Source organism: Pseudomonas protegens (assembly GCF_003732485.1).
Taxonomy (GTDB): domain Bacteria; phylum Pseudomonadota; class Gammaproteobacteria; order Pseudomonadales; family Pseudomonadaceae; genus Aquipseudomonas; species Aquipseudomonas protegens_B.
Window position 1 is genome coordinate 31562 of the sequence record NZ_MOAK01000054.1, and the last position, 10329, is coordinate 41890.

Annotated in this window: 10 protein-coding genes; 6 read left to right on the forward strand and 4 right to left on the reverse strand. The window is 65.3% G+C overall.

What is annotated here, in order from left to right:
* The coding region (locus tag BLX41_RS35370; RefSeq protein WP_259744911.1) for a PhnD/SsuA/transferrin family substrate-binding protein at positions 1-521 on the reverse strand (521 nt) is incomplete at its 3' end.
* A 375-nt stretch (positions 522-896) separates the two neighbouring features.
* Here BLX41_RS35370 and BLX41_RS14065 point away from each other — a divergent pair.
* The 3 genes from BLX41_RS14065 to BLX41_RS14075 are packed head-to-tail and all read left to right on the forward strand — an operon-like array spanning position 897 to position 4929.
* Positions 897-2492 (forward strand): ABC transporter permease, encoded by a 1596-nt coding sequence (locus BLX41_RS14065; protein ID WP_123725373.1) that lies wholly within the window; start codon positions 897-899, stop codon positions 2490-2492.
* Positions 2489-3304 carry an ABC transporter ATP-binding protein gene (locus BLX41_RS14070; protein WP_123725374.1) on the forward strand — a complete coding sequence of 272 codons (816 nt, stop codon included), beginning with the start codon at positions 2489-2491 and terminating at the stop codon, positions 3302-3304. Before BLX41_RS14065 ends, BLX41_RS14070 begins: the two co-directional genes overlap by 4 nt.
* 14 nt (positions 3305-3318) lie before the next feature.
* Positions 3319-4929: an arylsulfatase gene (locus tag BLX41_RS14075; RefSeq protein ID WP_123725375.1), complete on the forward strand. Its 1611-nt coding sequence runs from the start codon at positions 3319-3321 to the stop codon at positions 4927-4929.
* 155 nt (positions 4930-5084) lie between these two features.
* On the opposite strand, the gene BLX41_RS14085 is transcribed toward BLX41_RS14075, so the two are convergent.
* On the reverse strand, positions 5085-6164 hold the full coding sequence (locus BLX41_RS14085) for a fatty acid desaturase (protein WP_123725377.1): 1080 nt from the start codon (positions 6162-6164) through the stop codon (positions 5085-5087).
* A gap of 99 nt (positions 6165-6263) precedes the next feature.
* Between BLX41_RS14085 and BLX41_RS14090 the strand changes: the two genes are divergently transcribed.
* Positions 6264-7268, forward strand: coding sequence for an AraC family transcriptional regulator (locus BLX41_RS14090; RefSeq protein WP_123725378.1), 1005 nt, complete (start codon positions 6264-6266; stop codon positions 7266-7268).
* A 4-nt stretch (positions 7269-7272) separates the two neighbouring features.
* Here the strand turns inward: BLX41_RS14090 and BLX41_RS14095 are convergent, their stop codons facing one another.
* Both BLX41_RS14095 and BLX41_RS14100 read right to left on the reverse strand, forming a co-directional pair.
* Entirely contained in the window at positions 7273-8658 is a 1386-nt protein-coding gene (locus BLX41_RS14095) for a heavy metal sensor histidine kinase (RefSeq protein WP_123725379.1), read from the reverse strand.
* The gene (locus BLX41_RS14100; protein WP_110722539.1) at positions 8645-9325 is read right to left on the reverse strand and encodes a heavy metal response regulator transcription factor; all 681 of its coding nucleotides are present in this window, start codon (positions 9323-9325) and stop codon (positions 8645-8647) included. The genes BLX41_RS14095 and BLX41_RS14100 overlap by 14 nt, the downstream gene beginning before the upstream one ends.
* Before the next feature lie 135 nt (positions 9326-9460).
* Between BLX41_RS14100 and BLX41_RS14105 the strand changes: the two genes are divergently transcribed.
* On the forward strand, positions 9461-9940 hold the full coding sequence (locus BLX41_RS14105; RefSeq protein WP_123725380.1) for a GlcG/HbpS family heme-binding protein: 480 nt from the start codon (positions 9461-9463) through the stop codon (positions 9938-9940).
* A gap of 47 nt (positions 9941-9987) precedes the next feature.
* On the forward strand, positions 9988-10329 hold a 342-nt coding region (gene uraH, locus BLX41_RS14110; RefSeq protein ID WP_123725381.1), incomplete at its 3' end, for a hydroxyisourate hydrolase.

Here is a 10329-nt window from a genome sequence, read left to right on the forward strand (position 1 = left end):
TCCTTCTCGCTCAAGCCCCGGCTGGCCAGGGCCGCATCGAACGAGAGCTGGGTGGCGGTGCCACGGAACACTGCCACGCGCTTGCCCTTGAGGTCTTCCAGGGTCTTGATCCCGGAACCCGGCACCACCCCCAGATAGTGCTTGACCCCACGGGCCGAGGCGCTGAGCAGACGCGTGTCCAGGCCATTGGACTTGCCGATGATGGCCGCCAGGTCGCCGAGATAAGCCAAGTCCACTTGACCGTTGGCGAAGGCTTCGTTGATCACGGGCCCGGCGCCCTTGAAGAAATTCCACTGGATCTTGATGCCCTGGTCGGCGAAGGCCTTTTCAAAGATCTGTTGCTGGCGCAGTACATCCACCACCCCGCCGCCGCTGTGCTGGGTGCCGGCGCTGAGGTCGGGCACGGCGATGCGGATTTCCTTGAGCTCGGCGGCCTGGGCCAGCAGCGGCAGGCAGCCCAGCAGCCCCGCCAGGGCCGGCGCGGCGAACAGACTGATCACGCGTTTGAAGGGAAGGTTCATGGGTGCGGCTCCTGCTGACAAAGGCTGTGAGGAGCAGAAGGTAGGCACGGAATCGATCAACATTTAAATACTATAAATTCACATTTTAATAACCATATTGAATAAACCAGCCGTCACGGGCGTCCCCGGGGACATGCATGAAATGCATGAAAAATATTCTTCAAATGCATTGGATGCGTGTCGGCCAGAAGCCTTAAATGGTTTCTCTTATCTCTTAATAGAATTGATAAGAATTTTAATAGATCACAAACGCATACCACGCAAACACCGGCTTGCCGGCGAAAAGGCCCGCCAGCCCCGCATCGCCCTCAACTGGCAAGCCAGCTCCTACGGCTTCAACCAACGCCATGCAGTACCCGACGACGGAGGTCATCCATGGCCCGTGTTTCCCTGCTCAGCCTGCCCCTGGCGGTGCCATCCAATGGACGCCCCGGCTGGCCCGTAATCCATCAGCGCCTGTTGCCCTGGCTGCTGCCCCTGAGCCTGTTCGTCCTGTGGTGGCTGGCCAGCCGCAATCAATGGATGAGCGAGCAGATCCTGCCGGCCCCGGCCCTGGTCTGGAGCAGTGCCCTGGAGCTGGCCCGCGGCGAGCTGTGGAGCCATTTGGCAATCAGCCTGCAACGGCTGTTCTGGGGGTTGTTGGCAGGCACCGCCGCCGGTGCCCTGCTGGGCGGCGCGCTGGGTTTCAGCCGACGCCTGGAGCGCTTGGTATTCCCAACCTTCGGTGCCCTGGCGCAGATCCCGACCCTGGCCTGGATTCCCTTGTTCATGGTGTTTTTCGGCATCGGCGAAGTGCTCAAGCTGGTGGTGCTGATCAAGGCCATCGTGGTCCCCGTGACCCTGCACACCCTAGTGGGCGTGCGTGATGCCCAGCCCAAGCTGCGGGAAGCCGCCGCAGTGCTGCGCCTGCCCCCGGCCTTGCTGATCCGCCGCCTGGTGCTGCCGGCCGCGCTGCCGGCGTTCATGGCCGGGGTGCGCCTGGCCCTGGCCACCGGCTGGACCTCGTTGCTGGCGGTGGAGCTGCTGGCCTCCAGCGAGGGCATCGGCTACTTGATGGTCTGGGCGCGGCAGCTGTTCATGCTGGATATCGTCTTCGTCTGCATCCTGGTGATCGGCGTGCTGGGGGTGTGCATGGACCGCGGCATCGGCTGGCTGGATCGCCAGCTGGTGCACTGGCCGCACCCGGCCACCGCGGCACTGCGCCGTGGCCCGCGCTATGCAGGCTGGCAGCGTCTGCAACCCTGGCTGCTGCCCCTGGCCTTGCTGGCCCTGTGGCAAGTGGCGAGCGACCGGCAGTGGGTCGACGCCAATATCCTGGTGAGCCCGCTGGCGGTACTCAACACCACCGTCGACGGTCTGCTGGACGGCAGCCTGCTGGGAGGCATGGGCCTGAGCCTGGGTCGCGCCCTCGGCGGCCTGGCCCTGGGTGGCGGACTGGGCTTGACCTTCGGCTTGCTGCTGGGGCTGTCGCGCCTCAGTGAACGGCTGCTGGGACCGACCCTGGCCGCCATTCGCCAGATCGCCATCTTCGCCTGGGTGCCGTTGCTCACCGCCTGGTTCGGCCTGGGGGAACTGGCCAAGTGGGTGTTCGTCGCCCTGGCCGCCTTCTTCCCGTTGTTCATCGCCACCCAGCGCAGCGTTGCCCAGCTCTCGCCGCAACTGGCGGAGGCCGCCCAGGTGCTGCGCCTGAACCTCTGGCAACGGCTGCGCCGACTGGTGCTGCCCGGCGCGGCGCCGGGAATTTTCGCCGGCCTGCGCATCAGCCTGATCTACGCCTGGATGGGCACCATCGGCGCGGAATACTTCATGCCGTCCAACGGCGGCATCGGCAGCCAGATGATCAGCGCCCAGCAACTGCTGCGCATGGACCTGATCATGGCCGGCATGCTGCTGGTGGGCCTTACCGGGGCCCTGCTCAACCTGCTGGGCCAACAACTCGAAACCCGCGCCACCCGCTGGAGACACGCATGAACGCACCCCTGGTCAGCTTCAATCACGTGGGCAAGAGCTTCGCCGTCGCCGGTGGCGAGCTGGAGGCGATCCGCGAATTCAACCTGGACATCGCCGACGGCGAATTTGTGGCCATTGTCGGCTCCAGCGGCTGCGGCAAGTCCACCCTGCTGCGCCTGCTGGTCGGCCTGGATACCGAGTTTCGCGGCGAGATCCGGGTCGATGGCCAGGCCGTCAGCGGTATCGGCAGCGAACGCGGCATCGTGTTCCAGGAGCACCGTCTGTTCCCCTGGCTGACCGTGGCCGAGAACATCGGGCTGGGCCTGGTCAACGAGCCCCTGAGCGCTGCCGAGCGCCAGCGGCGGATCGACGATTTCATCGAGCTGGTGGGGCTCAAGGACTTTACCCGGGCCTATCCCCATCAGCTCTCCGGCGGCATGGCGCAACGGGTGGCCATTGCCCGTGGGCTGGTGGCCAGCCCGCGCATCCTGCTGCTGGACGAACCCTTCGGCGCCCTCGACGCCCTGACCCGCCAGCAGATGCAGGACGAGCTGCTGGCGATCCGCGAGCGCGCCAAAATCACCACGGTGCTGGTGACCCACGATGTCGAGGAAGCGATCTTCCTCGCCGACCGGGTGGTGGTGATGGAGCCGCGCCCGGGGCGGATCAAGCGTGTGGTCCGGGTGGCCTTGGCGCACCCACGCCAGCGCAGCAGTTTCGACTTCCACCAACTGCGTGAAGAACTGCTCCACGAACTCACCAGCGATGATCACTACCAGGCGCCGCAGCCGGTACAGATCCGCGACCTGCCCTTGACCTTCATTGCTTGCTGAACAGGAGTGCCGCGATGCCGCAACGTCCCAACTTTCTAGTGATCCTGGCCGACGACCTGGGCTTCTCCGACCTCGGAGCCTTCGGCGGCGAGATCGCCACGCCGAACCTCGATGCCCTGGCCGCAGGTGGCCTGCGCCTGACCGATTTCCACACCGCCCCGACCTGTTCGCCGACCCGCTCCATGCTGCTCACCGGCACCGACCACCACATTGCCGGGATCGGCACCATGGCCGAGGCCCTGACCCCCGAACTGATCGGCAAGCCGGGCTACGAGGGTTACCTCAATGAGCGCGTGGTGGCCCTGCCGGAACTGCTGCGCGAGGCCGGCTACCAGACCCTGATGAGCGGCAAATGGCACCTGGGGCTGACCGCCGAGCGCGCGCCCCATGCCCGGGGTTTCGAGCGTTCGTTCTCGCTATTGCCAGGAGCGGCCAACCACTACGCCTTCGAGCCCAACTACGACGAACACACCCCCGGACTGCTCAAATCCACCCCGGCGCTGTACATCGAGGACGACCGCTTCATCGATGAACTGCCGGCCGGTTTCTATTCCTCCGATGCCTTCGGCGACAAGCTCTTGCAGTACCTCAAGGAGCGCGACCAGAGCCGGCCGTTCTTCGCCTATCTGCCCTTCTCGGCGCCCCACTGGCCGCTGCAGGCACCCGAGGAGATCGTCGCCAAGTACCGTGGCCGCTATGACGCCGGCCCCGAGGTGCTGCGCCTGGAACGCCTGGAAAAACTCAAGGCCCTGGGCCTGATCGATGCCGAGGTAGAGCCCCACCCACTGATCAATCTGAACGCCGAATGGAACGCCCTCAGCGATGAACAGCGGCAGGTTTCGGCACGGGCCATGGAGGTGTATGCGGCGATGGTCGAGCGCATGGACTGGAACATCGGCCGAGTGGTGGATTACCTGCGCCAGCAGGGCCAGCTGGACAACACCCTGATCCTGTTCATGTCCGACAACGGCGCCGAGGGCGCGCTGCTGGAAGCCTTTCCCAAGTTCGGCCCGGAGCTTCTGACCTACCTCAACCAGCACTACGACAACCGCCTGGAGAACATCGGCCGGGCCAACTCCTACGTCTGGTACGGCCCGGCCTGGGCCCAGGCAGCCACGGCGCCGTCACGGCTGTTCAAGGCCTTCACCACCCAGGGCGGGATTCGTGTGCCGGCGCTGCTGCACTACCCGCAGTTGCCGCTCAAGGGACAGATCAGCCACGGCTTCGGCACGGTGATGGACATCACCCCGACCCTGCTGGACCTGGCCGGCGTGCGCCACCCCGGCAAGCGCTGGCGCGGGCGCGATGTGGCGCCACTGCGGGGCAAGTCCTGGCTGGGTTTCCTCTCCGGCGAGACCGCCCGGGTGCACGACGAACACACGGTGACCGGCTGGGAGCTGTTCGGCCGCCGGGCGATTCGCCAGGGCCAATGGAAGGCGGTGTACATCCCCGGGCCGGCGGGCCCGGCAACCTGGCAGCTGTACGACCTGGGCCAGGACCCGGGAGAGATTCACGACCTGGCCCACAGCCAGCCGGAAAAACTGCGCACCCTGCTGCAAGAGTGGCAGCGCTACGTGGATGAAACCGGAGTGATCCTCAGCGAATCGCCGTTCCAGCCCGATTGAGCCTGCAGGAGCTGGCTATGAACCGGACCGTGTAAGAGCGGGCCTGTGCAGGAGCTGGCTTGCCAGCGAAGGCGTCGTCCAGAACAACACAAGTCTCCAGGGCCCTTTCGCCGGCAAGCCGGCTCCTACGGGGTGCGTTTGGTTGGCAGCAGGCCCTACGCCCGCACCTCGCGCGTCGCATCCTCCTGCACCTGCACCTGCTCCTGAGGATGAAAGCGGTTGGCCCGGGCAAAGGTGCCCAAATCGTTGAAGCGCACGCCCATCTCGGCCATCACTTTATGTGCCACCGGCGCGGTCAGCTGGCGAATGTAGAAGGGTTCCTTGACCACGAAATGATGGATGCCGTGGGTGCTGCCGAAGTTGCAGCAGAAGGCCTGCAGCGGCCACATCCACCAGGGATTGAGCACCTGGGTCTGCTGGATCACGTTGCCCGGTTCGATATCGCCGTAGTAGTGCATGTTGGAACTGACAAAGTGCAGGCAGAAGGTACGCAGCACGTTGGGGCCGATGATCACCACCACGGCGATATCGATGCCGTGCATCAGCGCCAGGGTGTCTTGCGACCACTGGATCGGGCTGCCGAGCAACCCGGCGACGCCATTGGTCCCGTGAAAGCCGAGGAACACATACCAGGCGCCCCAGTGCAGCAATGCCAGCGGCGCGTACACCGCCAGGGTGCGGGTGAGGATGCCCAGCTTGCGTTTGGCCCCCGGCGCCCGCAGCAGACGGATGAAGGCCGCCATCATGTTGTCCCCCACCATCAGCAAACGGGCGATGCCCCAGGGCTCGCCGTTGGTGATGGCGCGCTCTTCGATATCGCTTTCGCTGCCGGAGACCTTGTGGTGATTCAGGTGCAGATGACGGCGTACCCAGGGGTTGATGGTGCTCGGCCGCGCCAGCCAGACCAGCGCCAGCATCAGGTTGTGGGGCAGGCGTTGCTTGCGAAAGTACATGCTGTGGATCAGGTCGTGCTCCAGCTCGTGGGTCAGGGAAGCGAAGAACGCGTTGAGCAGCAGGCAGGCCCACCCGGCCAGGTAGCCACCGACATAGAGCGCCGCTGCCCCCAGCATCCCGGACAGGGCAAATAGCAGAATCCCTGCGCCCAGGGCGTCCTGGTGCCGCAGCAAGGGGAAACGCCGGCGCAGTTCATCGCCCCGGGCCAGGACCACCTGACGAATGTGCGCCGCTCGCTGTTGTGCGTTCATCCGCTCGGGGCTTGCAGAAATACCCTGCATGATTCCATCCTCTGGTCAGTGATGTGTGCATCCTGCCCCGAGCCCCGGCTCCGGGCGCTAGCCGTAAACGCCAACCTGTTGACCGGACGCGCCAATCGCATGACCGAAGCCACTTCCCTTGCCAGCTGGACCCGCGCCTTGCGCAAGCAACTGGACGCCCTCGACCTCGACAGCGGCGCACTGTGCCGCGAGGCCGGGCTCGACCCGCAATTGATGGACGACCCCAACGCCCGCTACCCGCTGTCGGCCACCACCCGCCTGTGGCACTTGGCGGTGCAGGCCAGCGGCGATCCGGCCATTGGCCTGCGGGTGTCGCGCTTTGTCAGCCCCACCACCTTCCATGCCCTGGGCTACGCCCTGGTGGCCAGCGGCAGCCTGCGGGAAGTGTTCGAGCGCATCGTGCGTTATCACCAGGTGGTCAGCGACGCCCTGGAACTGGCCCTGACCCGCGAGCCGGACCGCTACCGCTTCTTCCTCAAGGTGCCCGAAGGCGCACCGCAGCCAGCCTTCGAAGCCATCGACGCGTTCGCCGCGATCTATGTGCGCACCTGCCGCAACCGCCTGGGCCGCGACTATGCGCCACTGGCGGTGCAACTGCGGCGCCCCGCCCCGGAAGACCCCAGCCAATGGCACAAGGTGTTTCGCTGCCCGGTGCAATTTGCCGCCGACGACGACTGCCTGGAATTTGGCCTGCACGATTTCGACAGCCATCTGGACGACGCCAACCCGGAACTGGCCGAGCACAACGAAGCCGTGCTCAAGCGCACCCTGTTGCAACTGCGGCCCCTGACCTGGGAGCGCAAGGTACGCGGGGTGATCGAAGCCCAATTGCCGGAGGGCGAACCCTCCGCGGAACGGGTCGCCCAGGCCCTGCACCTGAGTTTGCGCAGCCTGCAACGGCATCTGGCGGATGAAGGCACGCGTTTCGACACGCTGCTCAACGAATGCCGGGAGAACCTCGCCCTGCTGCACCTGCGGGACCTGGAATGCTCCCTGAGCGAAATCAGCTACCTGCTGGGCTTTGCCGACGCCAGCAGCTTCAGCCGGGCATTCAAACGCTGGACCGGGATGACCCCGGGACAGTTTCGCGACGGTTTGCGTTGAGCCTCTAAATGGGAAAACCCAGTTCAAACACGGTTGCCTGGGCATCACTGGTCACCCGCACCTGGCCGCCATGCAGCAGCATGATCGAGCGCACGAGCGCCAGGCCCAGGCCGCCGGAATCTCCCGGTTCGGCCCGGGACGGATCGACCCGGTAGAAGCGGTCGAACAGCCGGGGCAGATGTTCAGGGGCAATCGCCGGGCCCTGGTTGTGCACCTGCAGCCAGCACCAGCCCGGTTCGTTGTGGCGGCGCAGCTGGATCACAGAATCCGCATCAGCATGTCGCACGGCATTGGCCAGCAGGTTGCCCAGGGCCCGTTGCAGCAGTTGCTGGTCGGCCCGCAGTTCACCGGAAAAACCGTTCTCCAGGCGGATCTGTCGGTCATCGGCGAGGGCTTCGAAGTAGTCGCACAACTGCGCGCCAACCCCGGCCAGCGATAGCGGGCGCAGATCCAGGACCTGCTCGGCCTGTTCGGCACGGGCCAGGAACAACAGGTTCTGGGCCATGCGCGTGAGCCGCTCGAATTCTTCCATGTTCGAGGCCAGCACTTCCTGGTATTCCGCTGCGCTGCGGGGCTGGTTCAGGGCCAGGCCATTGCTGCCCAGCAGGTTGTGCAAGGGGGTGCGGATCTCGTGAGCGAGGTCCGCGGAGAATTGTGACAGGCGCTGAAAGCTCTCTTCCAGCCGCGCCAGCATGGCGTTCAGGGCCTGAACCGGTTCATGGAACTCGGCGGGTATGCCGGTGGTGTGCAGGCGCCGGTCAAGGCTGCGCAGATCGATCTGGCGTACCGACTCGCTGAGCTGGCGCAGGGGCTGCAAACCGCGACGCAACAACAGCAGCCCCAAGGCAAAGGCCAGCACCGCCCCCAGCCCCACGGCCAGGTACAAACGCAGGCGGTAGCTGGCGAGTATCTGCTCACGCTCGCTGAGGACCTTGCCGGCCACCACGGTCAGGGCCTCGCCCTTGGGACCACTGGCCTGACCCGCGATCAGGGCTACCGGGACCTCATCGGTGCCCGCCCAGAGGCTGACATCCTGGCGTTGCGGACGCAGCTCCTGGGCAATCGGCCTCAACTCGGGCAAGTGCTGTTGTCGGGGGTTGATGCCGATCACCGTCGAGCCGTCGGCCCGCAGCACCAGCAACAGGCTCTGCTGATTGCCCAGCATGTTCTGGTACAGCCGCGGCCGGGCTTGCAGGGCATCGAGGCTGTCACTGTCCTGGAGCAAGGCGCGTACCTGCTCCAGACGGCCCATCAGGGCGAGATCGTCACGGTAGGCGATCTCCCCGGCCAGGGAGCGGTAGAGAAACACCCCGATGCCACTGAGCACCAGGGCGCAGACGGCGGCAAACGACAGGGCCAGCCGCCAGGCAATCGAGCTAGAGCGCTGCATCCGGGGCTTCCAGCTGGTAACCGACGCCACGCACGGTGTGGATCAGCTTGGGCATGTAGGGATCGTCGACCTTGGCCCGTAGGCGCCGCACCGCGACTTCCACCATGTTGGTGTCGCTGTCGAAATTCAGGTTCCACACCTGGGAAGCGATCAGGGTCCGCGACAGCACTTCACCCTGGCGGCTGGCCAACAGGTGCAGCAGGGCGAACTCCTTGTTGGTCAAGGCGATGCGCTGGCCACCGCGGCTGACGCGACGGCGCAGCACGTCGATCTCCAGGTCGGCGATGCTGAAGGATTCGGCTTCACGCAGCGGTCCGCGGCGCAGCAGGGTCCGGACCCGGGCCAGCAGCTCGGCAAAGGCGAAGGGCTTGAGCAGATAGTCGTCGGCGCCCAGCTCCAGGCCACGGACCCGGTCTTCAATGGCGTCCTTGGCGGTGAGGAACAGCACCGGGGTGGCGCCGCGCTGGCGGATCAGTTGCAGCAACTGCCAGCCGTTGAGCCCGGGGAGCATCACATCGAGGATGATCAGGTCGTATTCCTGCTGCTCGATGAAATAGCGCCCGTCCAGGCCATTGAGGGCCACGTCCACGGCAAACCCGGACTCCCCCAGGCCCTTGGCAAGGAAATTCGCGGTCTTGGCTTCGTCTTCAACTACCAGCAAACGCATGGTGCACCTCGGGAATGATCGGCACAGGCTAGGCGCCTGCGATGCGCTTGCCCATTACAAACTTGTAATCCAACTGACGAGGTTCTGACGAGGACGGCTGGCTAAGGTGGCGGCCTGTCTTTGCGGAGCCTTCCCATGATGTGCAAAACCCTTGTTCTAAGTCTTGGTCTGGGCCTTGCCGGCAGCGCCCTGGCCGCCCTGGAACTGCCCCGTCACACCGAGCTGGACCTGGCCACTGCCCGTCAGTTGGCAGACGCCAGCCTGGCCCAGTGCACGGCCGTGGTGGCGGTCCTGGACCGGGGCGGCAACCTGCTGGTGACCTTGCGCAGCGATGGCGTAGGCCCGCACAACACCGTCGCCAGCCAGCGCAAGGCCTATACCGCACTGTCCACCAAGACCCCGAGCCGGCTGTTCGCCGAACGGGCGCGCAATAACCCCGAGGCGGCCAATCTCAATACCTTGCCGGAGCTGTTGTTGCTCGGTGGCGGCATTCCGTTGTTCGCCGGCCAGGAGCTGGTGGGCGCGATGGGGATTGCCGGTGCCGGGGGTGCCGCGCAGGACGAGGAATGTGCGCTCAAGGCGGCGCAGAAAGTCGGTTTGCGTGCCGCACTGTGAGGTGCGTCGGGTGGTTGTTTTTTGATCAATGCATTGAGGAGTCTTTCATGAATTTTTTGCGTAAGAGTCTGGCCGCTGTCGGCCTCTGCGGGCTGTCGAGCCTGGCCCTGGCGGCGGGCAATCCCTTGAGCGTGCACGTGCTGAACCTGGAGAACGGTTTGCCCTCGCCGGGGGTCAAGGTGACCCTGGAGCAGCATGTGGGCCAGGACTGGAAAGCCTTGTCCAGCGGTGTGACCAACGAGCAGGGGCGGATCAGCGAGCTGTTTCCCGCGGGCCAGGCCCTGACTGCTGGCGAATACCGGGTGGTGTTCAAGACCGGCGAATACTTCAAGCAGGCCAGGCGCGAGACCTTCTTTCCGGAGATTCCGGTGATCTTCGAGGTCAAGCAG

What these genes read in the sequence shown, in the direction of transcription:
- BLX41_RS14090 (WP_123725378.1), top strand. Translation starts at nt 6,264, where the DNA reads ATGACCGAAGCCACTTCCCTTGCCAGCTGGACCCGCGCCTTGCGCAAG.
- BLX41_RS14095 (WP_123725379.1), bottom strand. Translation starts at nt 8,658, where the DNA reads ATGCAGCGCTCTAGCTCGATTGCCTGGCGGCTGGCCCTGTCGTTTGCC.
- BLX41_RS14085 (WP_123725377.1), bottom strand. Translation starts at nt 6,164, where the DNA reads ATGCAGGGTATTTCTGCAAGCCCCGAGCGGATGAACGCACAACAGCGA.
- BLX41_RS14065 (WP_123725373.1), top strand. Translation starts at nt 897, where the DNA reads ATGGCCCGTGTTTCCCTGCTCAGCCTGCCCCTGGCGGTGCCATCCAAT.
- BLX41_RS14075 (WP_123725375.1), top strand. Translation starts at nt 3,319, where the DNA reads ATGCCGCAACGTCCCAACTTTCTAGTGATCCTGGCCGACGACCTGGGC.
- BLX41_RS14105 (WP_123725380.1), top strand. Translation starts at nt 9,461, where the DNA reads ATGATGTGCAAAACCCTTGTTCTAAGTCTTGGTCTGGGCCTTGCCGGC.
- BLX41_RS14100 (WP_110722539.1), bottom strand. Translation starts at nt 9,325, where the DNA reads ATGCGTTTGCTGGTAGTTGAAGACGAAGCCAAGACCGCGAATTTCCTT.
- BLX41_RS14070 (WP_123725374.1), top strand. Translation starts at nt 2,489, where the DNA reads ATGAACGCACCCCTGGTCAGCTTCAATCACGTGGGCAAGAGCTTCGCC.